A 25,524-nucleotide genomic window follows, 5' to 3' on the forward strand; every position below is an offset into this window, starting at 1 on the left:
GGAAAGGTTGCATGCTACGCCCGGAACTGGAACTGCACCATCAAATCGAAATCCTGTACAGCGACCATCACGGCTGGCTGCAGGGCTGGCTGCGCCGCAAGCTGGGCAACGCCTTCGATGCGGCCGACCTGGCGCACGACACGTATCTGCGCATCCTCGCGCGGGGCCGCGCGCCCCAGCCGGAAGAATCGCGCCAGCATCTGGCGCAGATCGCCAACGGCCTGGTGGTGGACCTGTTCCGCCGTCGGCATATCGAGGCCGCCTATGCGGACGCCATCGCCGCGCAGCCGGAAGCGACCGTCCCGACGCCGGAAATGCGCGCGCTGATCGTCGAGACACTGCTGGAAATCGACGCCATCCTCGCCAGCCTGCCAGCCAAGGTGCGCGACGCCTTTTTGCTGTGCAAGCTCGAAGGCATGGCGTATGCCGACATCGCCGCGCGCCTGGGCGTATCCGTCTCGTCCGTGGAAAAATACATCGCCCGCGCCCTGCTGGCCTGCTGCGCGGCGCAATGCGTATGAGTTCCCAACCGGACGGCGCACCCATCGCCCCCGCCGCGCTGCAGCGCGCCGCCGAGTGGATGGCGCGGCTGTGGGCGGAAGACGCCAGCGTGGCCGACGCGGATGCCTGCGCCGCCTGGCGCGCCGCCCACCCCGAGCACGAGCGGGCCTGGGCCCGGCTGCAGCGCTTCGCCCGGCAATTCGACGCTTTGCCGCGCGAGGTCGCGCGCGGCGCGCTGGCGCCGGTCCAGCGCCGTGCCACCGGGCGCCGGCGCGCCTTGCAGCTGCTGGGTCTGATCGCGGCGGGCGGCGGCACGGCCCTGCTGGCGCACGAGTCCGGCCTGTGGCAAGGCACGGGCATGGGCATGGGCATGGGCAGCGACTACCGCACTGCCGTGGGCGAGACGCGCGCCATCGTGCTGGCCGACGGCACGCAGGTGGTGCTCGACACGGCCAGCGCCATCGACGTGCGCTACGACGCCGGCGAACGGCGCATCGTGCTGCGCGCGGGCGCCATCCTCGTCACCAGCGCGCATGAAAACGCGGCAGTCTACCGCCCGCTGCTGGTGGCAACGCCGCAGGGCACGGCCACGGCGCTCGGTACGCGCTTCTCCGTGCGGCTCGACGATGGCGTCAGCCAGGTCGCCGTCTTCCAGGGCGCCGTGGCCTTGCAGCCGGCCCGCGCCGGGGCGGAATCCCTGCATCTGCAGGCGGGCCAGCGCGCCGACTACACGCGGCAGGACGTACAGGACGTGGCGAGCGTGGAAGACAGCGCCGCCGCCTGGGCGCAGGGCAGCCTGGTGGCCGAACGCATGCGCCTCGATGACTTGCTGGCCGAGCTGGGCCGCTACCGCCACGGCGTGTTGCGCTGCGACGAATCCATCGCCGGCCTGCGCGTGACGGGCGTGTATACGCTGCGCGACACGGACCGCTCGCTGGCCAACCTGGCCCTGAGCCTGCCCGTGCAATTGCACTACCGCACACGCTACTGGGTCAGCGTGGGGCCGCGCCAGGCGTCCTGAAAAATACCTGCAAAAAAAATGAAAAAACGTTGAGGGTTTTGGCTTTTCGTTCGGAATACGGGAAGAACGAATTTTTTCCCGCCACTTTCCAAGGATTTGCACCATGCCTGCTCGCCTGACCGCTCCCGCACACAAGCTGCGCCCGTTTCCCCTCGCCGCCGCCATTCAGGCCCTGTTCCTCGCTGGTGCCGCCGTGGGCGCCCTGGCCGTCACGGCACCAGCCGCCCACGCCCAGGCGGCAGGCAACACGCAGGCGCAGCGCCAGTACGCCATTCCCGCCGGACCGCTGGAACGTGCGCTGACCAGTTTCGCCAGCACGGCCGGGGTGGAACTGTCGGCCGATGCGGCGCTCCTGCAGGGCAAGCGCAGCGGCGGCCTGACGGGCAGCTACACGGTGCGCCAGGGCTTCGAGGAACTGCTGCGCGGCCAGGGCCTGCGCCTGGTGGCGGGCGCGCATGGCGCGTATGCGCTGCGCGCGGACGCCTCCGCGGCACAGACGCCAGCGCCGGCCCAGGCCAGCGCCACCCTGCCCGCGATCACCATCAATGCGAGCAGCGAACGCGAAACGGCCACGGGCCCCGTGCGCGGCTATGTGGCGTGGCGCGGCGCGCCGCCTCGTCCACCAAGACCGACACGGCCCTGAACGAGAACCCGCAATCCGTCTCGGTAGTCACGGCCGATGAAATCAGCGACCGCAATGCCGAGTCGCTCGACGAAACCCTGCGCTACACGGCCGGCGTGACGCCGAACCAGCGCCCGCTGGGCAGCGACGATTCCTCGCTGCTGCGCGGCTTCACCATCGAGACGAACGGCATCATGCAGGATGGCTTGCGCAATTCGGGCCGCACCTTTGGCGCCTCGATCGAGCCGTATGGCCTGGAACGCCTGGAAGTGCTGCGCGGCCCCGCTTCCGTGCTGTACGGGCAGATTCCGCCCGGCGGCATGGTCAACGCCGTCAGCAAGCGCCCCAGCGCGGATGCCGTGCGCGAAGTGGGGATTGAGTACGGCAGCTACCAGCGCCGCCAGCTGAAAGCCGACGTGGGCGGCGCGCTCGACGCGCCAGGCGCCTGGACGTATCGGGTCGTCATGCTGGGCCGCGAAGCCCATACGCGGCTGGAGCGCGACCGCGACAACCGCCTGTACTTCGCCCCCTCGCTCACGTGGCAGGCGGGACCGGCCACGCGCCTGACTTTGCTGGCCCGCTACGAGCAGGACAACCAGCAGTACGCTTTTCCCAACCAGCTGCTGCTGCCTGGCCCGCGCGGCCAGGTCGATCCGAAAGTCAACCTGATGGGCGACGATAACCGCTTCAAGCGCCGCAATACCATGCTGGGCTACGAGTTCGAGCACAGCTTCAACGACACCTGGTCGCTGCGCCAGAACCTGCGCTACACGCGCCTGAACAACGACCGCACGGACATGTTCCCCCTGGGCCTGAACGACGATGGTACGGTGGAGCGCTATTTCATGCCCGTCGATACGGCGTCGAAAAGTCTGTTCGCCGACACCCAGCTGCAGGCGCGGTTTGCCGCCGGCGGCCTGGCGCACCAGGTGCTGCTGGGCGTCGATTACGCGAACATCCGCAACACGGACGACTACCGCCATCAAAAAGGCTTTATCGCGCCGATCGACCTGTACCAGCCCGTGTACGGCAAGCAGCCGCTGCTTCCCGCCAAGGCGCCCACGCGCGCTGAAGCGCCGTCGCGCCAGCTGGGCCTGTATGCGCAGGATCAATTGAAATGGGACCGCTGGGTCGTGACGGCCGGCCTGCGCCACGACAAGGCCACGCAGTCGCGCGACGTCACCGACCTCCATAGCGGCGCAGTCAAACCCGACTTCCACCAGTCGCCATCGGCCACCACGGGCCGCGTGGGCGCCGTCTACCTGCTCGATGGCGGCTGGGCGCCGTACGTCAGCTACGCCACTTCGTTCTCGCCCGAACTGGGCATCACGGCCAACGGCAACGCCCTGAAGCCATCGCGCGGCAAGCAGTTCGAGGCCGGCGTGCGCTACGAACCCGTGGGCCAGCGCGCCAGCTATACGGCGGCCGTCTTCGACCTGGTGCGCGACAACGTCACCACCTCCGACATCGGCAATCCGGGCCGCCTGCAGCAAACGGGCCAGGTGGGCTCGCGCGGCCTGGAACTGGAAGCGCGCACGGAGTTTGCCAGCCGCCTGAGCCTGATCGCGCAATACACCTACCTCGATACGGAAGTCAGGAAGAGCAATAACGGCGACCTGGGCTTGCAGCAAGCGGGCGCGCCGCGCCACAGCGCCTCGGCCTGGGCCCGCCAAGCGTTCAACCTGGGCACGGCGCTGCCCGCGTATGCGGCGCTGGGCATGCGCTTTCTCGGCGCCATGCGCTCGAACTCCGACGGCGAGAACCTGAATATCCGCAATGGCGGCATCACGCAGTGGGATGCGGCGCTGGGCGTATCGCGCGGACCGTGGCAGTTTGCCCTCAACGTCAACAATGTACTCAACAAGCAGACCCTGTATGACTGCGGCTACCTGCCCAATCTGTGCTACCGCAATGCCGAACGCACGGCCAACGTCAGCGCCATGTACCGCTTTTGATGCCATCGCTGCAAATGCGCCCTGCATTGGCGGCGCTGCACCGCTATGCCGGCCTGCTGATGGCCGGCTTCCTCATCGTGGCCGGCGTCACGGGCAGCGCGCTCGCGTGGAAGGAGGAACTGGAGGCGGCCCTGCTGCCTGCCGTCTTCCGCGCGGCGCCGCCAACGCCGGGCGCCGCGCCGCTCGACGCCCTGCAGCTGCGCGAGTCGGTCGCCGCGCGCTTCCCGCAAGCGCAGCTCAGCTACGCACCGCTGTCGGCGCCGCCCGGCTACAGCATGCAGTTCTACCTGCGCCCGACGGCGGACGCCGCGCCGCTGGCCAGCGACGAAGTGTTTGTCGATCCGTACACGGGGGCGCTACTGGGCCAGCGAAAATGGGGCGAGATCGGCCAGGGCGCCATCAACCTGCTGCCCTTCATCGAGCGCCTGCATTACGCGCTGGCGCTGGGCGACACGGGCTTGCTGATTTTCGGCCTGATCGCCATCGTCTGGACCATCGACTGCTTCATCGGCGCCGCCCTGACCTTCCCCGCACGCCTGAAAAAACGCTCGCCGGGCAGCAAGCCGTGGCTGCTGCGCTGGCGCCCGTCGTGGCTGCTGCGCCGCCATGGCGGCACTTATAAACTGGTGTTCGACCTGCACCGCGCGGGCGGCCTGTGGCTGTGGGCCATGCTGCTGGTCTTCGCCTGGAGCGGTGTCGCCTTCAATCTGTACGGCGCGTATGCGGCCGTGATGCATCCGCTGTTCCCCCATCAGCCAGCCGAGGAAGTGGTGGCGCGGCACACGCCGTCGCCGGGGCCACGGCTGGACTGGCCAGCGGCCCGCGCGCAGGGCCGCAGCCTGATGGCGCAGCTGGCGCGCAGCGGGCACTTTGCCATCCTCGAGGAAAACGCGCTGGCCTACGAGCGCGCGCTGGGCGTCTACAGCTACAGCGTGCGCAGCAGCCGCGACGTGCGCGCCCACAAGGGCCTGACCACCGTCTTTTTCGACGCGGCCAGCGGCCGGCAGCTGGCCGCCTGGCTGCCCACGGGCGCGGCCAGCGGCGACACCATCCGCAGCTGGATCAGCGCCCTGCACATGGCCTCGATGTGGGGCTGGCCCTTCAAACTGTTCATTTGCGCCATGGGGATGCTGGTGGCGGGCCTGAGCGTGACGGGCGTGCTGATCTGGCGGCGCAAGCGCCAGGGCAAGGCCAAGATTCATTAGCATGACTTATAAGACCATGCCGATTACAACGGCTTATCAAGGAGTGGGTGACGCCGTAAAGTAGCTCCTGTCAATTACCGAAGGAGCCAGCCATGCATCGCGTCACCCTGAACAACGGCATCAGCATGCCCGTCGCCGGCTACGGCGTCTTCCAGATTCCCGACCCGGCCGAGTGCGAACGCGCCGTGATCGACGCCATTGGCGCCGGCTACCGCCTGATCGACACGGCCGCGTCCTATCTTAACGAAGCGGCCGTCGGCCAGGGCATCAAGCATGGCGGCGTGGCGCGCGAACAGCTGTTCGTCACCAGCAAGCTGTGGGTGCAGGACACGGGCTACGAGCGCACGCGCGACGCCATCGAGCAGTCGCTGCGGCGCTTGCAGCTCGATTACCTCGATTTATTCCTCATCCACCAGCCATTTGGCGACGTGCACGGATCGTGGCGCGCCATGCAGGATGCGTATCGCGGCGGCAAGCTGCGCGCCATCGGCGTGAGCAATTTCCAGCCCGACCGCCTGATGGACCTCATCGCCTTCAACGACATCGCGCCCGCCGTCAACCAGATCGAAGTCAACCCTTTCCACCAGCAGGCCGACAGCGTGGCCTTCATGCTCGAGCACGGCGTGCAGCCACAAGCGTGGGCGCCGTTCGCCGAAGGCCGCAACCATCTATTCACGAACGAGTTGCTGCTGGGCATCGCCGCCAGACACGGCAAGTCCGTGGGCCAGGTCGTCCTGCGCTGGCTCACGCACCGGGGCATTGCCGTGCTGGCCAAGACGGTGCGCCGCGAACGCATGGCGGAAAACCTGGCCATCTTTGACTTCGACCTCGACGAGGGTGACATGGCCGCCATCGCCAAGCTTGAAACGGGCGTCAGCAGCTTCTTCTCGCACCGCGATCCCGCCATCGTCAAATGGATGGCCGAACGCAAGCTTGATATTTAAGGGAAAACACACATGCCAACAAAAGATACAAGCACGGGCCGCCGCGGTTTCCTGCTGGCGGCGGGCAGCCTGACCGCCATGCCATTGATCAGCTCGGCACAGAGCCAGACGGTGCGCGCTACGGTGGAGGGCCGCCGCAAGCTGGGCCAGCTGGAAGTATCGAGCATCGGCCTGGGCGTGCAAAACATGAGCCGCACTTACCAGACGACAATACCCAGCCGTCCCGAAATGCATCGCATCATTCGCACGGCTTACGAGCAGGGCGTCACCTTGTATGATGCGGCCGAAGCCTACGGCCCGCACGAGGTGGAGAGGATACTGGGCGAAGGCGTGGCGCCATTCCGCAACGACATCGCCATCGCCACCAAGTTCGGCTGGAACATCGACCAGCAGACGGGCGAACGCCGCCCCGGCACCAACAGCCGTCCGGCGCACGTCAAGCTGGTCGTCGACGGCATGTTGCAACGCCTGCGCACGGACCGCATCGACTTGCTGTACCAGCACCGCGTGGACCCGCAAGTGCCGATCGAAGACGTGGCCGGCGCCGTGCAGGACCTGATGCGCGAAGGAAAAGTGCTGCACTGGGGCTTGTCCGAGATGGGCTTGAACACCTTGCGGCGCGCCCATGCGGCCCTGCCCGTTTCCGCCGTGCAAAGCGAATACTCGATGCTGTGGCGCGGGCCGGACGACGGCGTGCTGGCCCTGTGCGAGGAACTCGGTATCGGCTTCGTGCCGTGGAGCCCGCTGGGCGTGGGCTTCCTGGCTGGCGCCATCGACGCGAAAACCCGTTTTGCCGAGGGCGACATCCGCCAGGTCGAATCACGCTTTGCAGCGGAAAACCTGCCGCACAACCTGGCGCTGGTGGCATTGGTGAAAAACTGGGCGGTGCGCAAGCAGACGACACCGGCCCGTATCGCCCTCGCCTGGTTGCTGGCGCAGCGGCCATGGATCGTGCCCATCCCAGGCACGACACAGATGGCGCACCTGGAAGACAACCTGGGCGCGGCGGGCGTGCGTTTTACTCTGGCAGAACTGACCGAACTGAATCAATCGATCGCCGCCATCGCCATCCGGGGCGCGCGCCTGCCCGATGCCGTGCTCGCCTATTCGGGCGTGGAAGCGCCCTTCAGGGGAAGCCGATAAACCCTGCCGGCACCACATCCGCCAGCCACACGCCATTGTCCGACAGATAAAACACACGGCCCTGCGCCTGCATGGCGGCCGCATCGACGGTCAGCACGACGGGCTTGCCATGGCGCGCGCCCACGGCCACGGCCGTTTCGAGGTTGCTTGACAGATGCACGTGCTTGCGCGCTCCCGGCAGCAAACCGGCGGCACGGATCGCCTCGACAAAGCGGCTGGCCGTGCCGTGGTACAGCATGGCGGGCGGCGTGGCGGGCGGCAGTGCGATATCGACGGCGGCCAAGGAATGCCCCTGGTTGGCGCGGATGCGCAAACCGTCATCGCTGATCGCGTAGCGCGTCTTGCTGTCGCGCGCCACCACGTCATCCAATTGTTCGCGGGAAATATGTCGCCCATGCTGGGCAGCGTGCGCCAGCAGCTGGCCGATATCGGCCCAGCCCTGGGCATCGAGTGCGAGGCCGATTTTTTCGGGCGCGTGGCGCAGGATAAGGGAAAGGAATTTACTGGTTTGTACTAAATGATCTGTCATTCAATCTTTTTGTGATGAGCACGCACAGCCGTGCACCATGCTTGTAGTGTAGCAGAGGCCGCGCTGCCATGGCAGCGACATCACTTGCCACGGTAAAGTGCGCGCACTTTACCGTCTTCTTGAAATCCATCAAGCGATATTGAATAACTGAATACACAGCCAGTCGCTGCGCGCAAGATAGCTTGATTCATTCACTTCCATTGATGTATCAAATACATGAACGATGCACAGGATCACGCTGATCTCATGGATCGAGTCGAATGGGAACTCGCGGCCCTACGCGAATCAACCTTTCCATCGGGTCGCCTTTCTGCGTGCGAAGGGCACGATGGCCTGCCATTGTTACATATGGTCATGGCAGCAGAGCTGCTTTCCTTCATTCAAGAATCAATATCGTTGGCACATCAGCATGAAGACGAATGGGGATTTACGGCGGAAGACTTGCTTCATATCGGCGTCAACCCGCCGCGAGGCTTGCTGATTGATTGCACAAGCTTGCACATCCCCGACAGTTTCAGCATGGAAGAGAATATCCTGGCGGATTTTGGCTGGTATTACATCGAGTTCGATTTTTCCCGCTCGATTTTCAAGCACATGAACATACGCTTCGAGTCATACGCAAAGAGAGTGGAATTTATTCTCAATGCAACTACCATCATGGGATCTGGCGACATCAGCCTGCAGAAATCATCAGCAACAATATATGCAACTGATTTTTCCGTCAAAGAAATTTTCAGAACCTCAGGAAGTTTTAATCTGATTGAAATAAAAAGATCGGAAATAGCATTTCTGGAAATTCATGGCGCAAGAATACGACGGGCACACATCATCAATTGTAATATATCCGATGGAATAAACATACGCAGAGCAACAATTCTGGAAGATATTTCATTTCGTGAATCCAGAATAAAATTAATTGCAACATTCGACGATTGCAAATTTGAGTTGCCGCCAGACTTTCATGATGTTTCGGCACCCAGCGAAACGACTTTTTTACACACTGAGTATGGCTTGGCCAAGGATAAAAAACGGTCTGAAGTTTTTATTACAAATAAACAGATCATGAACGACACCCCCGGCCGCTTTCGGGCTTTGCGTATCGCCATGAAAAAAGCTGGCGCGCAGCACGAAGAAGCAGAATTTTTCGCCCAGGAATTACGCTCACGGCGCCGCGCCGCCCTCTCTTCCGACTCGCATATCAAGATGGATATGGCCGAAATTGCCATATCATGGCTCTATGATCAGATTTCTGCCTTCGGCACGTCCATCTGGCGCGCCCTGCTATCCTTTATCCTATGGAACTTCGCCTTCTGGTGTGTATTTTATATTTTCGAAATATTTTTTTGCAATAACAAGCAATGCTTCCTGATTAACAAAAATTTAGAAAGCAAGATTTTTTCGGAGCATCCTGCATTGACCATTGCCATGCAGAACGCGCTCAGTCCATTGTCCATCTTTGCCAGCAATGCGTTCATCAACGCAAATAGCATCACGCTGCTTGCCCTCTCCTTGCTTCAAAGCATAGGTTCGGTCGGCATCGCCGCCCTTCTTCTGCTCGCGATTAAAGGACGTTTTCAACGTGGCGGTGGCGGTAGCAGCGCTTGAGGATCGCTTCGCCTGCATTCTTGCGCCGGGCGATTAAAACGCATACGACAAGGTCAAGCGCGCGGAACGCGGTTCCACGGGGTGAAAATGCCGGTCATTCACGCCGTCCGCCCCCTCGCCGGGCAGGCGTGACGCATAGTAATAATCGATATCGCTGGCGCGTTTATTCAACAGATTGAAGACGTCGAGCGACAGCCGCGTCCTGCGGTTGAGCTGGTAAGCGAGGCGCGCATACGCGAGGGTGGTCGAGGCCGAGCGCACGCTATTGTCTTCGATCAAGGGACGGGGGCCGAAATAGCGCAGCTGCAAGGCGCCCGACCACGGGCCCCGGTCCGTCACGGTCACGCCGAACGACGCGACCCTGTCGATCGAACCAGGAATATAATTGCCGGCCGCATCGTTTTGCGTGTAGCGCGAGCGCGAGGCGGCCAGGTCCAGGTCGAACAGCAGCCACGGCGCGGCAACATAATGGTTGTTCCATTCGATGCCGTGGCGGCGGCTGGCACGGCTCGGCTGCGTTTCGCCCGCGTCGCCGACGAACAGCAGTTCCGACGCGAGATCGAGCCGCCACAGGGCCAGCGAACTTTGCAGGCCCGGCAGCCATTCGGTGCGCGCGCCCAGTTCCAGGCCCCTGGTCGGCACGAGGGGCGTCACGGCAGCCGAAGGCGTGCCATCGGGCAAGCGCGTCTGCGTCGTGCCCCGCGCATCGTTGCTATGGAAACCCTTGCCGTAGTTCACGAAAAACTCCGTCTGGCGCCACGGCCCCAGGATCACGGACAGTTTCGGCGACACCACGTGGTCCTGCGCCTTACCGCTGTTGCCGGCTATGCTGCTGGCCACATTGAAACGGTAGGCGTCGTAGCGCACGCCCGCCACGAAACGCAGCCAGGGCAGCCACTGGGTCGTGTTTTCGCCGTACAGGCCGATGCTGGCCTCGCGCACATTGTCTTCGCGCACCGTGCTTTGCCGCACTCTGTCCACCGTGTTGTACAGGCCCACGGGCGACACCCGGTCATAACGGGCCTGCACGCCGAGCTTGTTGCGCAGGGAAAGACCGAACAGCTGCGTATTCCAGCTTTCGCTGGTGTTGACACCGGCCACCGTGCGCCGCTCGCTTTGCTGGAACTGGTCGCCGGTGGCCGGATTCGCCAGGAAATACGTGAAATCGCTGTTGAGTTCCAGCTGCGAGCGGATCAGGTACGCGTCAAACTCGAACAGGTGGTTTTCCGTGCGCCGGCGCATCGCGTACGACAGGCTGGCGCGCGAGGTATCTCCCCCGTCGCTGGGCGCCAGCGAGCCGAAACGGCCGATCTGGCCAGACTCCACGGCGCGCAGCGGCACCTGGTCCGTGGCGTTCCAGCTGTTCTTGTAGGCCATGGCCGTCACGCTGAAGCCGTCGTCCGGCGTGCCCTGGCTGTAGCGCAGCACGCCGCTGACCTTGCGCACGCGCTCCGGCACGTCCCAGGGGCCATTGTTGCGGTTCACTTCCAGGCCATACAGCAAGGTGCCTGGTCCTGCATCAAGGGAATCGGCCACGACGGCGCGCACATAGCCGTGCTGGCCCACGGACACACTGGCCTGGCCTTGCGGCAATTTGTCGGCCAGGCGGATGCGCGCCGCGCCCGCCGAGGCGAAATCGCCTTCGCCGGCGAAATACGGCCCCTTCTTGTAATCGATGCGCTGCACCAGCTCGGGAATGAGGAAATTGAGGTCGGAATAGCCCTGGCCATGCGCATGCGTGCGCATGTTGACGGGCATGCCGTCCACATAGGTGGCGAAATCCGTGCCATGGTCGAGGTTAAAGCCGCGCAGGAAATACTGGTTGGCCTTGCCGTCGCCGCTGTGCTGGGTGACGATCAGGCCCGGCACGAATTCCAGCAATTCGCCCGTGCGCAAAGCCGGCCGGTTGACGATCAGCTCATTGGTGATGACGCCCTGGCTGGCCGCGTCCGAGGTACCGACGGCGTTGTCGTAGTGGCCCGTCACGCGCACGGTGCGCGACGCATCCGTGGGCGATGCGGCCTCCGGCGCAGCCGCCTTGCCGGCGCCGGCCACCAGCAACAAGGCACAAGCTGCCAGCTGTTTGCGTTTTATCAATCGCATCGCGCCTCCCCTTTTTATGATGTCAGTACAGGCTCCTACGGGATATATACGCGGCAGATCGGCTGCCTGGATTCAGCATTTTTCAAGGAGCGACCGTGGACCTGAGCGACAGCAGCGGCAAGGCGAGCAAAAGCGTCACGGCGGCCGTGCGCAAGCGCGACGTGCTGCCCTACATCCTGCTGTTCATCTTGCTGGCGGGCTTGCTGGCCGTGCTGGCGGGCGCCCTGCTGCCGCCCTACTACCACGCCGTGCCGGCCCTGCTGTGGAGCCTGGGCTTTTGCGTCAGCGGCATGCTGCTGGGGTTTTTATTCGGCATACCGCGCAGTCTGCCCTCGGGTACCGTCAACGCCGCCCCGCCCGACGAGCAGGCTAATGGCAAGGGCCGTTCCACGGACGAGCCTCCCCCGGCAAGCGCGGACGCGGCAACCGGCACCCCCAGCAACACGCTGTTCCTGGGCACGCCCACGCCCATGGAAATCAATTCGAACCTGGTGGAAGTGTCGGACTGGCTGACGAAAATCATCGTCGGCGTGGGTTTGATCGAGCTCAAAAGCCTGCCCGGCAGCGCGCGCAGCATGGCCGCCTTCATCGCGCCCAGCCTGGCCACAGACACGCCCACGGCCATGGCCATCGTCGGCGGCATCATGCTGTTCTTTTCCGTGCATGGTTTTTTGATCGGCTATTTGCTCACGCGCATTTACCTGTCCATCATGATCAAGCGCGCCGACAGCCTCGTCAAGAACGAGTCCGTGCGCCTCGAAAGCGGCAAGGAAATCGAAGTGACGGAACTGAGCCGCTTGCAGCAAAAGTCGCTCGACGACATGCAGGAAGCCGTCACGCAGCTGCTGCTGGCCCATCCGCCCGACGGGGGCGCCGCCGTCGCGGCCCTGGCCGGCGTGCCGACGGCGCAAAAGCCGTCCAGCCTCGTACTGTGGCTGGACGACCACCCGCGCAACAATACCTTGCTGATGGAGCAGCTGGAACGGGAAAACATCAAGGTGGACCAGGCCGTGTCGACGCGGCAGGCGCTGGCCATGCTGCAACAGAAACACTACGCGCTATTCATCACGGACATGGCCAGGGTGGAAAACGGCCGCCGGGTCAAGGATGCGGGCGTGCGCACGGTGCGCGAGGTACGCCAGACCTTGCCGGAACTGCCCATCGTCGTGTATTGCAGCAAGGATACGGTTGCCAGTTACGGCACGGAAGCGCAGGCGGCGGGCGCCCGTTTCATCACCACCTCGGGCACCAGCCTGCTGGCCAGCGTCAACAAGCTCATACATGAACAACGCGGAAATGAGGCTCAGCCGCCGTCGCAGGCGTAGCTGCCCACGTGGTGCAGCGAGCTGCGGTGCGGATGCGCCAGTTGATTCGGCGCAAACACGCAGACGGCCGTATCGGCCAGCACACCCTGCGCGTCCGCGCACGCCTGCGCCAGCCAGCTGCCGGCATACGACACGCCATCGAGCAACTCTGCCAGCGGCGCGGGCGCGGCCAGCAGTGCGCTCTCGAAGCAGGCCGGCTCATACTGCGTCAGGCCCGTTTCCAGGAAGAATGGCGACGGCACGGCATCGCCATCTTCCGTGTACGCGGGCGCCAGGTAGGCCTGCAACGCTTCCCAGCTGGCAAAGCGGCCGCTGCAGGTGAAGACGTGGACCGTGGACAAGTTGGACGCCAACTTACAGCTTGTCCATCTTTTGCCGCACGGCCGGCGCCGTCGAGGCCGTCGGCGCCAGTTCCAGATAGGTTTTATAGGCCGCTTTCGCCTTGGCCGCATCGCCGGCCTTGGCATACGCGTCGCCCAGGTTCAGGTAGGCGATGGCGCGCGACGGGTCCATCTTGACCGTGTTTTCAAACCAGCGGGCCGCTTCGCGGTATTTTTCCTGCTTGTAGAAGACAAAGCCCAGGTTGTTGGCCGCCAGCGCGAAGTCGGGACGCAATTTCAGCGCTTCCGTAAATTGCGCTTCCGCCGCCGCATACTGTTTCTCCTTGTACAGCTGCAAGCCGCGGTCGTTGGCCCGCTGCGCCAGCTGGCGCGTGGAGGTCGGTACGGCGCCCGGCGTGACGATCTTCTGCTCGCCGCCCTGCAAATCCTTCACCGTCACGCTGGCCGCCGCCGGTTTGGCGTCGAGCTTGCTGTTCAGGGCGATGGCTTCCGTCGACAGCTGCGTCGTGTTCGGGCTGAGGAATTCCGTCTCGCCCGGCAATTCGAAGACGAAATCGCCCCCTTCCGATCCGGGCAAGCTGCCGAATGCGGGCGTCTGGTTCGACACGCTGGAGACGGCCGGCGCCACATACGCCGCCAGTTCCGTGGCCGTGATGAGGCCGTCGCCGTTCAGGTCGCCCTTGCCCGCCAGGCCTTGCAGCAGGGTCCATGTAAACACGGAGTGGCCGTTCGGCCCGCCATCGGCCACCAGCTGGTCGCCGCCGCCGGCCGTCAGCATTTGCCGGCCGATGCGTTTGGCGTTGTCGCGCAAGAAAGAGCTGGAACCGGCGCCGCGCGTGAGGCCCAGGCCGCTGTAGCAGGCGTCCATGACGAAGAACGCATGCTTGGCCGTCAAGGACTCCGCGATATTCTGGATTTCCGTCATCGGAATCGCATCCGTGGCGAACTGCGCCGGGTCGGAATCGACGGGCACGATGTAGCCGAGGTCGCGCCCCGAGCTCAGCTTGCGCGTGGCGCCGTGGCCGGCGAAGAAGACGAAGATACGGTCATTCTTTTGCACGCCGCCATGGGCCAGCTTGTCATGGAAGGCGGCCAGGATGTTGTTGCGCGTCGCTTCGCCGTTTTTCAGGGTCACGACGCGCTCGGGCGCAAACGCGAATTTTTCGATCAGGGTTTCGCGGATGCCTTGCGCGTCGCGCACCGCATATTGCAATTTCGGCCATTTCGCGTAATCGTCGATGCCGATCACGACAGCCCAGGAATTGGCGTAGCCCGTGGTGACGGGCACTTTCTCGGGCGCGGGCGCCGTGCTTTTCGCCACCTGGAAACTGGTGCCATCCCAGCCCGCAAATTGATAGCCTTCCGCGATCAGCTTGTCGAGCACGGCCGGCAAGGCTTTCACCGTGCGTTCGTGGATGTCGTGGAACAGGACGATGCCGCGCCCCGCCTTGTCGACGGACGCCAGCACGCGGTTCGTGATCGAGCTGGGCACGGGGTCGGCCCAGTCCAGCGAATCGATATTCCACATCACGGATTTCAAATGGGCATCGGCCAGCGCGGCCATGCCTTCGCTGTTGCGCGCGCCATACGGAAAGCGGAACAGCGCGGCCCGCTCGGGGCTGATGGCCTTCAATAAAGTGTCGGTGCCGAGGATTTCGCCTTTCAGCTTGTCGCCCGTCTGCTTCGACAACTGTGCGTGGCTGAAACTGTGGTTGCCCACGGCATAGCCTTCCTTCATCAACTTGCGGCTCACTTCCGCGCCCGCGCCCAGCTTGGCATGGCCTTCCGCGTCCAGCGAACCCAGATTGCGGCCCACGTTGAAGAACACGGCCGGCACGCCATACTGTTTCAGAATGGCGCTGATTTCTTCCGTGTAGCGGCGGTGCGGGCCGTCGTCGAAGGTCAGCACGATGGTTTTCTTCGGCAAACCGAGGCCGAAGATTTCCGCCTCATCCTTCTTGGGCACGGGCTTGGCTTCCGGCACGGAGCCGGCCGGCGGTACTGCCGAAGGTGCCACATAAGGCACGACGATGCCGTTTTCCTTCAGAATCTGTTCGCGGCTGTACAGTTTTTTCAGCTGCGCCACATAATCGTCCCACCGTTCGCGCTTGAGTTCGATGGCGCGCTGGCCCAGGTTGCCGAAGATTTGCCGGATTTCCTTCTCGTAATTGCGCTCGATCTCGCCCAGCGCATCGAGATCTTCGGAAATGCGCTTGTGCAGCTTGATCGCCGGCAAGGACGAATCCTTGGCCACGTCGGCCAGCATGCTTTGCAGCAGCTCGCGGAAAGCCAGGCGGTCCGCGTCATACAGGCCGGGATCGGATTCGATATACGTCAACAGACTGTCGAGCGCTTCGAAGCGGCCCGGATTGGTGGGCGCCGTCAATTGATCGAGCGCAAGATCAAGCTTGGCGATGCGTTCCTGGTTTTCATGGAACAGCGCCTGGCCCACTTTACGGGCTTCGTCACGCGCGCCTTCGGGCAAGCTTTGCTCGTCGGCCAGCAGCACGATGATCTTGCGGAAATTGCCCAGCAAGTCGCGGAATTGGCTGGCCACGGCGGCCGTATCGACGGCGGAGTGCGGCGCGGCGGCAGGGCTGCCCGAGGCCGGGGCGCCCGGCGTGGCGGTGGCGGCCGGTCGGGTGTAGCTATAAATGCCGGCCCCAGCGGCGAGAGCCACGACAACGGTGGCGGCGATCTTGATCGGCTTGGAAGTCACAGGCTTGTCATTCCCTTCACATACTATGCATACAATTCAGATGGCGCGGATGCGCAAGATGCATAATTGTAAAGCACGCTTGGCACTTGCTCAGCCCGCACGATGAATTTCGGCAATAATATCGCTGCACACCTTCATAGATAGTGAAAACGGGAACGACGATGCACAAGAAACTCTGCGCTGCGGCGCTGATGCTGGGCGTGGCGCTGATGCTGCTGCAACTGCGCGCGCATGCGGGCGACGACGTGGTCAATGTGGCGGGGCGCGTGTGCCTGCCGCACTGAGCCACGCGCCCGTCTTCCAGAACTACACCTTGGCCGGCTCCCAGTAACTGGCCAAGCCCAGCTTTTTCAAGCCTGCCGCGACAAAACGCGGTTCCAGCAATTCCTCCGCCGTCAGGGGCTGGCGGATCAGCTTTTGCTCCTGCGCAAACGCCAGCACGCGGCGGTAATGGCGGTAGACAGCGTCGTCGTACAGCGGCGACCAGCGCTCCTTCCACTGCAAGCCCGGATCGTCGTAGCTGCGCCGCACGACGCTGTCGGGCGTGCCGTTGCGCGTGCCATCCTTGATGATCGCCTCGCGGTTGCCATCGAGCGCCGCCCAATGCTGGGCCCGCAACCAGGCCGTGGCCACCAGTTCGGCGATGTCGGGATGGGCTTGCGTAAAGTCGCGCCGCGCCCACAGTTCCGCGCGCATTTTTCTCTCCGGCAAGCCCTTGCTGGACCAGATGATGCGGCCGATGCCCTTGTCTTCCAGCGGATAGCCATTGATCATGAACAAGGCGTCGACGGCGCCCGTGGCCAGCGCGGCCGTGCCCGGTTTAAGGTCCATGTTAATCAGGCGAAAATCCGTGGGCGACATGCGCTGGTCGGCGATCAGCTGGCGCAAGCCCAGTTCCCACGGCCGGCCCCGGTGCACGCTGATGCGCTTGCCCTTCAGCTCGGCCAGGGACGTGGCGCGCGAGCCGGTGGGCACCAGCAGGAACTGGTCCGTGCCGCGCCCCGCCGGCACGATCACCTGCGTGCGCACGCCGCCCGCGTTGAGTATGACGGACGGCAAGTCGCCATACGCGGCCATGTCGATGCGCCCGCTGGCGAACGCCTCGTTCATGGTCGCGCCCGTGTCGCCCGTGACGGGCAGCCATTCCAGCCGCACGCCGCGCAGCTTGAGTTCGCGGGCCAGCCAGCCTTCCTGCTGCACGCGGTAGGCGATGCCGCCCAGTTCCGCCTTGCCGTTTTCCGCAAAGCCCGTCGAGGCGATGCGCAGGGCTGCCGGCGCCCCCGCCGCTTTCGCCGCCGAGGCCGCTTTTCCCGCCAGGGGCAGCAAGGCCAGCCCGCCCATCACCGTGCGTCGCCGCATCGCATTCTCCTCATCATCGAACATGGCCACCGTTGACGTGCTTCCCGCTCAGGCCGCGCGGCGCGTCTGCGCCAGCGCCGCGTCGAAAGGACGGGGATCGATCCACGCGCGCACGTCGACCTTGCTGGGCAGGAAGTTCCAGCGGAACAAAAAGTCGCTGAAATCCTGCAAGCCCGCGACCGACGTTTCCGCCAGATCCGTGTCCAGGCGCAGATGGGCATCCTTGCCGTAAGCCACTTGCACCCAGTGCTCGCTGGCATTCGATTCGCGCGCGAGGAAACGCCGCGTCTCGTCCGCATGACTGCGTGCCCACGCTTCGGCCCGCAGCACCTGCTCCACCAGGGTCACGGCCGAGCTGAAATGGTGGTCCAGCAAGTGCGCATCGACGGTCAAGGTGCGCGGCGTGCCGTTATTGGCGCGGATCAAGGGCTCCGGATGGCTGCCCGTATCGATCACCGTGTGCAAGCCGAACTGCTGCGCCAGCTGGGCGGCCGACGCGCCTTTCAGGAAAATGGCGTCGACCTCGCCCCGCAGCAAGCCCAGCAGCTCCGGGCTTTGGCCGCCGCGCCGCGCGCCGCTGAACAGATTCGTTGCCGCGCCCCGCTCCGGTGGCGTTTCGCTCTGGCCCGCCTGAATGACATAATCGACCAGTTCCACGTCGGCAACCGTCAAGCCTTGCAGGCTGAGCGCGTTTTCCAGCCCCCGCAAGGCTTGCGCGCGCGCAAAGTCGATCTGCGCCCTGGCCCACAGGGGCAAGCCGAAGCGCCGGCCCTTCAAGTCGCGCACCGTCTGAATGCCGCTGTCGGGCAGGGTCAATATCAGCTGCGTCTCGTCCGACCACGACAGGCCGATGACGCGCGTGTCGCGTCCCGCCGCACGCGCCCACAGGGCGGGAATATTGCCGCCGTGGCGCACGGAGTTCTGCAAGGTATGGTCGAAATGCGATTCGCGCACGGCTTCCTGGTCCGATTCGCGCAAGGAGCGCAAGCTCGTGCCGTCGGCGCGCAAGGCGTCTTCCAGCCAGCCCTGCTGCAGGGAAATGCCCAGGCCCGTGGGGACGGGGCAGCGCGTGTACCACAGGGTGTCGAGTGCTTGGTTTGCTGCCTGACTTTCATTGCTCATGCTGTCTCTCCAGGTTGATGAATATCAAAAAACTACAGCGCCATCCTGCGCGCCCATTCATTGCCATCCCACAGGCTGCTGGGATCCACTTCCTGCGCCACGGGCGCGTGCGTGTCGTCGAGGTCGCTGAAATCCGCATGCAAGCCGTCGCGGATGGCAACGAAGCCCGGCGAACCGCGCTGGCGCGGGTGGGCCAGCGGCACGTCCTGCACGCGGCGCACCTTGCCGGGCCGCGCATCGAGCACGACGATGCGGTCGGCCAGGTAGACGGCTTCGTCGATGTCATGCGTGACCATCACCATGGTGATGCCCTCGTCCTGCCACAGGCGGCGCAATTCCTGCTGCAAGCGCAAGCGGGTCAGCGCGTCGAGCGCACCGAGCGGCTCGTCCAGCAGCAGCACGTCGGGCCGCCCGACGAGCGCACGCGCGATGGCCGCCCGCTGCGACATGCCGCCTGACAATTGATGCGGATAGGCATCCGCATAGCCGTCGAGGCCCACGCGCGCGATTTCCGCCGCCACGCGGGCGTCGCGCTCGGCCTGCGGCACACGGGTATTGCTGAAGGCCACGGCCACGTTCTGCTGCACCGTCAGCCACGGAAACAATCGGTGATCCTGGAACACGAGGCCCCGGCGCAAGTCCGTGCCACGGATCGGCACGCCGTCGTGCAGCAGCAAGCCCGTGTAATCCGTGTCGAGGCCCGCCAGCAGGCGCAGCAAGGTGGATTTGCCGCAACCGGAGGCGCCCACGATGGCGACGAATTCACCGGGGGCGATGGTCAGCGAAATATCGTCGAGCACCAGCAGCGGCGCGCCTTTCAGCGCAAACGACTTGCTCACGTGCTGCACTTGCAAGCCGCCGCTCAGCTGCTGCCTCTGCGGCAGCAAGGTCGATGGAGAAACAAAATCATTCATGGCGCACTCTCTGCAGTGGGGGCGAGGGAAGGAATGGCGGCGGGCGGCGCCCGGCGCAGCCAGCGGCTGCCGTGGAAACAGAGCCAGGCGGCCAGCCACGGAAATAGCCAGATCAGAAACACATTGCGCAAGCCCGCCACGTCGGCCAGATGGCCGGCCGCCAGCGCGCCGGCCGTGCCGCCCACCATGCCGAACAGGGTCAGATGGGCGGAAACGCGGGCCTTGTCGACGGGCGCGCGGGCGATGTTGTCCGTGTTGACGAGGTTATTCACGCCCAGCCCCATCCCCAGCAGCACGGAAGCGGCCAGGTAGGTGATGCTGGACGGCCACAAGCCCAGGATCAGCAAGGCGGCCATGATGGCCAGGTGCGCACCGCCATACAGTTGCTCGCGGTAGCGGCTGGCCAGCACGAAACGCCCCAGGAACAGCAGTACCAGCACGCAGCTGAGTCCCTGCACGGCCATCAGCCAGACGGAGTGGTGCGCAGGCCAGTGCAGCACGCGGATCGCCAGCAGGATGGAAAACACGCCCACGCTGGATGCCGTGAAGCTGGCGAGGATTTCGAACAGGTAAGTCACGCGCACGATAGGCAGGCGCAGCAGCTCGCGCAGGCTGGCCGCACCGGGCAGCGCACTTTGTCCCATCTGCTTGCGCGGTGCCGTGTTATCCGGCAAAGTATTGTTGGGCAATACGTGCCAGCCCAGCACGGCCAGGATGGCGAACATCAGGGCGGAAATCAAAAAGCCCGCCTTCAGGCCCAACTGCGCGATCAGGTAGTTGCCGCAGAGGGGACCCAGGAACTGCATGCCGAGGATCAAGGTGCCCTTGTACCAGCCCGCCTTGCCCTGCCCCAGTTCCGGCAAGCGCACGAGAAACACGGTACTCATGGCCACGATGCGCAGCGAGATGCACAGGCCCACCAAAAACATCAGCAGGGCCACCCATTGCCAGCCGGGCAGCCACGGCAGCACGCAAAAGGCCAGCGCCAGGCTCAGGCTGACGCCCGCGTACAGGTGCTTCGGATTGCCGCGCGACAAGATGTAGCCGGCCGGAATGGTCCCCAGCGCCATGGCCAGGGTTTCCGCGCTGCTGATTGCGGCCAGCTGGAAATTACTCACGTGCAAATGCAAGCCCAGCAAGGTGGCCAGCACCTTGTTCATGCCGATCGTTACGCCCGACAGCAGGGTCAAGCCGATAAAGCGCAGCAGGAAGGCGCGCAGCTCCCCTTCGCGGGCACTGACGGCCGCGTCTGGCTGGAATGGCAGGGATTTACTCACTGCTGCGCCCCTTCACCAGCAAACGCGCCAGTCGCGCAAACGCCACGTTCATCGCCTGCGCCAGCAGTGCGATCACCAGCACGGCCAGCAGGACGACGTCCATGCGGCCCGACACCTCGCCGTTGAGCAGCAAGGAACCCATGCCGGGACCGGCCGCAAACAGCAGTTCGCCGCCCAGGCAAGCGAGCCAGGCGAACGCCAGCGCATGCGTGACACCGGTGACGATGGCCGGCATGGCGCCCGGCAACAGAATCTGGCGCAGGGTTTGCCAGCGCGTCAGGGTCAGCACCTGCCCCACTTCGCGCAGTCTCCCTTCCACCTGGCGCATGCCCGCATACGTGTTGAGCACGGTGGGATAAAAGGCGGCGATGGCAATCACCAGCAGCTTGGCGCCGTCGCCATTGCCCACCCACAATCCCAGCAAGGGAATCAGCCCCAACAGGGGGACTTGGCGGATGCTGTGGAACAGCGGGCCGATCAGCCGGTCCGCCAGCGGCGACTGCGCCATCAGCGCACCCGTGACGATGCCGGCGCTGCCGCCCAGCAACAGTCCGGCCAGCGTGCGTCCCAGGCTGGCGCGCAGATGCACCCACAGTTCGCCCGTCCAGACCAGGTCGCGCAGGCTGTGCGCCAGATCGCCCAGCGACACAAAGATGTAGGCGGCGGCAGCGCCCTGCCCGGATGCCCATTGCCAGGCGCCCAGCAAGGCCAGGGGCAGCAGCGCGCCCTTGAAGATCACACTCAAACGTTGCTTCATGAGTTCTCTCCACTGCGCTTCCAGCGCATCAGCCGTGCTTCCAGCGCGTGGCAGGCCCGGTCCAGGCCGAAGCCGATTACGCCCGTCAGCACCACGCCCACCATCACCACGTCGAGGCGGAACATTTGCCGGCCCATTTCCATCATCTGGCCCAGGCCGCTGTCGGCGGCCAGTAATTCCGCGCCCACCAGCACCATCCACGAACGCGACAGCGCGATGCGCATGCCCGTCAGCGCGGCGGGCACGATGGCGGGCAGGACGATCAAACGGATGCGCTGCCAGCGCGAAAAACAATACACTTGCGCCACCTCAAAGTAGCGCTGCGACAGATTGCGGATGGCGTCATGCACGGCCAGCGCGACGATGAAGAAACTGGCCTTGGCCACGATAAACACCTTGAAACTCTCGCCTATGCCGAACAGCAAGATGAACAAAGGAATCAGGGCCACGGTCGGCAACTGGCGCAAGACATTGAAAGTGGGGTCGACATAGCTGCGCAAGCCTGGCGACAGACCCAGCACGACGCCGAAGGCCAGGCCCGCGCTGGCGCCCAGGCCGAAACCGGCCAGCAGGCGGAACAGGCTGATACCCAGGTGCTGGCCCAATTCTCCGCTTTCGGCCAGGTCCGCCGCCGTCAGCAGCACTTGCCAGGGCGACATCAAGATGTGCGCTGGCATCCACTCGAAGGTGGTGGCGGCCGTCCACAGCAGCAGCAAGGCCAGCGGCGATGCCCACACGGACCAGGGCGAGCGCACAAAACGCCGCAGCCAGGGAATGGACGCCGCATGCGCAGGCGCGCAAGAGCGCGGCAAGGCGATAGTGAGGGAAGTCATGGCGCCCAGTACGTTTGCAATTTCAGCTGCGCCAGCGCCTGGTTGACGAACTGTGGCGCGAACAGGCTGTCGACTTGCAGGGGCCGCCCGATCAGGCCCGCGCTCTTCGCATATGCCGCCTCGCCCAGGTAATGCTGGCGCAGGCTGGCCGTAAACAATGGCGACCAGCGCGCCTGCCACGGCGTATGGTCGCCTGCCAGTTCGCGCCGCACGACGCTTTCCACCTGGCCCGCCGCCGCCTCCGTGCGCACGTACTCGTCTTCGCCACCGGCGCCGGCGGCCCGGTGGTGCTCGCGCACATAGGCCGTCACCACCAGCTGGGCCAGCTGCGGCCAGCGTTGCAGGAAACCGCTGTCGGCCCACAGTTCGGCGCGCATCTTCCAGTCCTGCGGCGGCGCCTTGCTGGACCAGATGATCTTGCCCACCTTTTTATCTTCCAGCAAAAAGGCGTCGCTGAGGGTAAAGAAGGCATCGGCGCCGCCCGTCGCCACGGCCGCCGCGCCCGCCTGCGGGTTCAGGTTGAGGATTTTCACGTCGCGCAAGCTCATGCCATTCGCTTCCAGCAGGCGCGCGAACGGGTATTCCCACGGCCGGCCACGGTGCAGGACGATCTTCTTGCCCTTCAGCTCCTTGATCGAGCGGGCCGTGGAGCCGTTCGGCACCACCAGGTAAGTGTTGCTGAAGCTGCCACCCGGCAAAATCAGCCGCGTCTGCAGGCCCGAGGCGTTGGCGATAATCGATGGCAAGTCGCCATACTGGGCCAGGTCGATCGAGTGGTTGGCAAACGCCTCGTTGACTTGCGTCGCCACGGAATTGGTGGTGACGGGCACCCATTCCAGCTTCACGCCCAGCTTGCCCAGTTCGGCCGCCAGCCAGCCTTGGGCAGCCACCTGGGCGGCCGAACCGGCAAACACGGTCTTGCCGGACGGCGCCGTGCGCGCCACGACGGCGATGCGAACGGCAGCCGGCAGCGGCTCGGCCGCCGCCGCGATGGCTGGCGCCAGCAGGCTGGCCGCCAGGGCAACGGCGACGACTTTGCGCCAGCTCAAACGTAAGAATTTCAATGACATTGCGGGCCTGTTCTAGTAAGGGTTACACCAGGTCGGTGGCAGGCAATAACGACAAGGCGCGCGCCGTGTCGATCAGCTTGCTCATCTTCCATTGCTGCAGCAGCACGCCGGGACCGAAGTCGCGCGAACCGCCGATGGCTTCGGCCGCGATCTGGATTTTTGCCCCCTCTTCCAGCAGCAGGATGAATTCGGCCAGCTTCAGCAAGCCCTGCTTGCCCCACACGGTGGCGCCGCCATTCGCTTCCAGGATGGCCGTCGCATGCGTATTGCGCGCGATTTCGCCGAGGATGAAATCGACTTCCGGCTGGCGGCGGTCGATATAGATGGGAATTTCACGGATCAGCTGGAAGCGCTGCACGGGCACATAGCGGATCGGCAGGGTGCGATGCGTCTGCGCCCACGCACCCAGCGATGGCGAGTGCACGTGCGAAATCGACGTGACCTCGGGCCGCTCGCGGAACAGTTTCAGGTAACGCGCGCCGCCGTTGTTGGCGTCGCCCACGAGCACCGTGCCATCGAGCGCCAGCACGGCCGCCTTCAGGGACTGGCCGCGGCGGAACGGGCCCGGGTCGTTGACCACCACGACCTTGTCGCCGCCAGGGGTGCGCTCGACGAAGCCCACCGTGCCGTTGGCCGTCAGGCTGCCCGTCTCGCGCAAGCCGTCGAAGGCGGTCTGCGCATCGCGCCGCACCTGCTCCACGAAGGCCAGTTCGGCCGCCGTCAACTCCGGGGTTTGTACTTGCTCTGGTGCTTGTGCTTGTGCCACGTCCGTCATGTCATGCTCCATTCTTGAGGTTGAGGTACGAATCAGTCATGCCTCTACTTTCGCAAGACGCGTGCCAGCGCCGGGGCCGCACAAATGACGGAGCGCTGCTGCCTGCGCAACAGCGGCTGCTGGCATGGCAGCAGTGGTACGGATATGCACTGTCTGCCAGCCAGCAAGCGCGGTTCGGGGTCTGACCCGGCGGGTCAGACCCCGGCAGCAGGCATGTTTCGTGCAGCGTTCGGTCTTCCTCACCTTTACCAAGGAATCCCATGACTACCGCAACCTCCCCCGCCGTCGATACCGTCTGGTTCACCCGCTGCCCCGTGCCCACGGCCACGGGCCTGGCCTATAAACTGGGCTGGCTGGACGAAGAATTCGCCCGCGACGGCATCGCCTTGAAGACGCTGCAGGAAGTGGGCGGCGAGCTGGCGCGCCACCATTACGACCATGGCCTGTCCACGCTCGTGCGCGAAGGGGGCAACCTGCTGGCCTTGCCCGCGCGCGCGCAAGGAGCGCCCACGCGCCTGATCGGCCTGACGTGGATCGATGAATGGCAAGCCATCCTCGTGCGCCCCGGTTCCGGCATCGCCACGCCCGCGCAGCTGCAGGGCAAGCGGCTGGCGCTGCCCGTGTTCCGCGCCGAAGACTTGCGCGAGAACCGGCGCGGGCGCAGCATCGCGCGCGGCATGAGCCTGGCCGGCTACAAGGGCGTGCTGGCGTCCGCCGGCCTCACGCTCGACGATGTGCGACTGGTGGAAGTGGGTGCCGACGCCCAGGCATCGGCCAATCTGGGCGCGGGCCTGTGGCAAGGCATAGGCCCGCTCCTGCGCGGCGAAGTCGACGCCGTCTACGTGAAAGGCGCGGCGGCGGCCGAAGCGGCCCGCGCGGAGGGGCTGGAAGTGGCCATCGACATCGACGCCCTGCCCGACCGGCGCTTCCGCGTCAACAACGGCACGCCGCGCCCGATCACCGTGCATGCAACCATGCTGGAACAGCATTTCGAGCTGGTCGTGCGCTTTTTGACGCAGACCTTGCGCGCCGCGCACTGGGCGCGCAGCCACAAAGAAGAGGTGCTGGCCATCCTGCAGGGCGAGACGCGGGCCGGCGCCGACGCCGTGGCCGAAGCCTACCGCGACGGTTTTCACCTGACCCTGGCGCCCGACCTGTTCGACGACAAGGTGGCGCTGTTCCGCCAGCAGAAGGATTTTCAATTGCAGCACGGTTTTCTCGACCGCGACGTCGATATCGACAGCTGGATAGACCGCCGGCCGTTGGAGGAAGCCCAGCGGCGGCTGGAGGCACTGCTGCGGGTAGCGGCTTGATGGTGGCGGCGTAGTGGTGTTGTCGGCTTACGCTGCGCTAAGCCGACCTACCGCTGCATTAAGCCGACCTACGGGAAAAAAGGCCGGCGAG

Annotated in this window: 23 protein-coding genes; 11 read left to right on the top strand and 12 right to left on the bottom strand. The window is 64.8% G+C overall.

Annotated elements, in window-relative coordinates; translation table 11 throughout:
* Positions 1 to 11 precede the first annotated feature (11 nt).
* From CSQ95_RS09980 to CSQ95_RS10005, 7 genes are all read left to right on the top strand, one after another.
* A complete protein-coding gene (locus CSQ95_RS09980) occupies positions 12 to 521 on the top strand; it encodes a sigma-70 family RNA polymerase sigma factor (protein ID WP_099409367.1) in 510 nt (169 codons plus the stop codon).
* Entirely contained in the window at positions 518 to 1,522 is a 1,005-nt protein-coding gene (locus tag CSQ95_RS09985) for a FecR domain-containing protein (protein WP_099409368.1), read from the top strand. The genes CSQ95_RS09980 and CSQ95_RS09985 overlap by 4 nt, the downstream gene beginning before the upstream one ends.
* A gap of 103 nt (positions 1,523 to 1,625) precedes the next feature.
* A complete protein-coding gene (locus CSQ95_RS29660; RefSeq protein WP_180279011.1) occupies positions 1,626 to 2,165 on the top strand; it encodes an STN domain-containing protein in 540 nt (179 codons plus the stop codon).
* Positions 2,120 to 4,099, top strand: a complete 1,980-nt coding sequence (locus CSQ95_RS09990; RefSeq protein WP_180279012.1) for a TonB-dependent siderophore receptor — start codon at positions 2,120 to 2,122, stop codon at positions 4,097 to 4,099. Before CSQ95_RS29660 ends, CSQ95_RS09990 begins: the two co-directional genes overlap by 46 nt.
* 14 nt (positions 4,100 to 4,113) lie before the next feature.
* A complete protein-coding gene (locus CSQ95_RS09995) occupies positions 4,114 to 5,304 on the top strand; it encodes a PepSY domain-containing protein (RefSeq protein ID WP_099409538.1) in 1,191 nt (396 codons plus the stop codon).
* Positions 5,305 to 5,396: 92 nt separating this feature from the next.
* A complete protein-coding gene (locus CSQ95_RS10000; RefSeq protein WP_099409370.1) occupies positions 5,397 to 6,248 on the top strand; it encodes an aldo/keto reductase in 852 nt (283 codons plus the stop codon).
* Between the two features lie 12 nt (positions 6,249 to 6,260).
* Entirely contained in the window at positions 6,261 to 7,391 is a 1,131-nt protein-coding gene (locus CSQ95_RS10005; RefSeq protein WP_099409371.1) for an aldo/keto reductase, read from the top strand.
* Here the strand turns inward: CSQ95_RS10005 and CSQ95_RS10010 are convergent.
* Positions 7,375 to 7,920, bottom strand: coding sequence for an RNA 2'-phosphotransferase (locus tag CSQ95_RS10010; RefSeq protein WP_099409372.1), 546 nt, complete (start codon positions 7,918 to 7,920; stop codon positions 7,375 to 7,377). The genes CSQ95_RS10005 and CSQ95_RS10010 overlap by 17 nt on opposite strands.
* Before the next feature lie 216 nt (positions 7,921 to 8,136).
* Between CSQ95_RS10010 and CSQ95_RS10015 the strand changes: the two genes are divergently transcribed.
* Positions 8,137 to 9,525: a hypothetical protein gene (locus tag CSQ95_RS10015; RefSeq protein WP_143449931.1), complete on the top strand. Its 1,389-nt coding sequence runs from the start codon at positions 8,137 to 8,139 to the stop codon at positions 9,523 to 9,525.
* Between the two features lie 33 nt (positions 9,526 to 9,558).
* Here CSQ95_RS10015 and CSQ95_RS10020 read toward each other — a convergent pair whose 3' ends face one another.
* Positions 9,559 to 11,628, bottom strand: coding sequence for a TonB-dependent receptor (locus tag CSQ95_RS10020; protein WP_099409374.1), 2,070 nt, complete (start codon positions 11,626 to 11,628; stop codon positions 9,559 to 9,561).
* Positions 11,629 to 11,723: 95 nt separating this feature from the next.
* Between CSQ95_RS10020 and CSQ95_RS10025 the strand changes: the two genes are divergently transcribed.
* The gene (locus CSQ95_RS10025) at positions 11,724 to 12,953 is read left to right on the top strand and encodes a response regulator (RefSeq protein WP_099409375.1); all 1,230 of its coding nucleotides are present in this window, start codon (positions 11,724 to 11,726) and stop codon (positions 12,951 to 12,953) included.
* Here the strand turns inward: CSQ95_RS10025 and CSQ95_RS10030 are convergent.
* Together CSQ95_RS10030 and CSQ95_RS10035 are read right to left on the bottom strand one after the other, a co-directional pair.
* Positions 12,932 to 13,294, bottom strand: coding sequence for an immunity 22 family protein (locus CSQ95_RS10030; RefSeq protein ID WP_176741164.1), 363 nt, complete (start codon positions 13,292 to 13,294; stop codon positions 12,932 to 12,934). The genes CSQ95_RS10025 and CSQ95_RS10030 overlap by 22 nt on opposite strands.
* 13 nt (positions 13,295 to 13,307) lie before the next feature.
* A complete protein-coding gene (locus tag CSQ95_RS10035) occupies positions 13,308 to 16,013 on the bottom strand; it encodes a polysaccharide deacetylase family protein (protein ID WP_099409377.1) in 2,706 nt (901 codons plus the stop codon).
* 161 nt (positions 16,014 to 16,174) lie between these two features.
* Between CSQ95_RS10035 and CSQ95_RS30020 the strand changes: the two genes are divergently transcribed.
* Entirely contained in the window at positions 16,175 to 16,297 is a 123-nt protein-coding gene (locus CSQ95_RS30020) for a hypothetical protein (protein WP_256267169.1), read from the top strand.
* A gap of 22 nt (positions 16,298 to 16,319) precedes the next feature.
* Here CSQ95_RS30020 and CSQ95_RS10040 read toward each other — a convergent pair whose 3' ends face one another.
* The 8 genes from CSQ95_RS10040 to CSQ95_RS10075 are packed head-to-tail and all read right to left on the bottom strand — an operon-like array spanning position 16,320 to position 24,120.
* Positions 16,320 to 17,372: an ABC transporter substrate-binding protein gene (locus CSQ95_RS10040; RefSeq protein ID WP_180279013.1), complete on the bottom strand. Its 1,053-nt coding sequence runs from the start codon at positions 17,370 to 17,372 to the stop codon at positions 16,320 to 16,322.
* A gap of 48 nt (positions 17,373 to 17,420) precedes the next feature.
* Entirely contained in the window at positions 17,421 to 18,494 is a 1,074-nt protein-coding gene (locus tag CSQ95_RS10045; protein WP_099409379.1) for an ABC transporter substrate-binding protein, read from the bottom strand.
* A 32-nt stretch (positions 18,495 to 18,526) separates the two neighbouring features.
* Positions 18,527 to 19,408 (bottom strand): ABC transporter ATP-binding protein, encoded by an 882-nt coding sequence (locus tag CSQ95_RS10050; protein WP_099409380.1) that lies wholly within the window; start codon positions 19,406 to 19,408, stop codon positions 18,527 to 18,529.
* Positions 19,405 to 20,685, bottom strand: coding sequence for an MFS transporter (locus CSQ95_RS10055; protein ID WP_099409381.1), 1,281 nt, complete (start codon positions 20,683 to 20,685; stop codon positions 19,405 to 19,407). Before CSQ95_RS10055 ends, CSQ95_RS10050 begins: the two co-directional genes overlap by 4 nt.
* Complete coding sequence (locus tag CSQ95_RS10060; RefSeq protein WP_099409382.1) at positions 20,678 to 21,442, bottom strand: ABC transporter permease; 765 nt, start codon at positions 21,440 to 21,442, stop codon at positions 20,678 to 20,680. Before CSQ95_RS10060 ends, CSQ95_RS10055 begins: the two co-directional genes overlap by 8 nt.
* A complete protein-coding gene (locus CSQ95_RS10065; RefSeq protein WP_099409383.1) occupies positions 21,439 to 22,275 on the bottom strand; it encodes an ABC transporter permease in 837 nt (278 codons plus the stop codon). Before CSQ95_RS10065 ends, CSQ95_RS10060 begins: the two co-directional genes overlap by 4 nt.
* Positions 22,272 to 23,345 (bottom strand): PhnD/SsuA/transferrin family substrate-binding protein, encoded by a 1,074-nt coding sequence (locus CSQ95_RS10070; protein WP_099409384.1) that lies wholly within the window; start codon positions 23,343 to 23,345, stop codon positions 22,272 to 22,274. The genes CSQ95_RS10065 and CSQ95_RS10070 overlap by 4 nt, the downstream gene beginning before the upstream one ends.
* A 22-nt stretch (positions 23,346 to 23,367) precedes the next feature.
* Positions 23,368 to 24,120, bottom strand: coding sequence for a class II aldolase/adducin family protein (locus tag CSQ95_RS10075; protein WP_099409385.1), 753 nt, complete (start codon positions 24,118 to 24,120; stop codon positions 23,368 to 23,370).
* A 260-nt stretch (positions 24,121 to 24,380) separates the two neighbouring features.
* Here CSQ95_RS10075 and CSQ95_RS10080 point away from each other — a divergent pair, with 260 nt between their 5' ends.
* Complete coding sequence (locus CSQ95_RS10080; RefSeq protein ID WP_099409386.1) at positions 24,381 to 25,433, top strand: ABC transporter substrate-binding protein; 1,053 nt, start codon at positions 24,381 to 24,383, stop codon at positions 25,431 to 25,433.
* Positions 25,434 to 25,524: the final 91 nt, after the last annotated feature.

It is taken from the genome of Janthinobacterium sp. BJB304, assembly GCF_002735765.1.
Classification (GTDB): Bacteria; Pseudomonadota; Gammaproteobacteria; order Burkholderiales; family Burkholderiaceae_D; genus Janthinobacterium.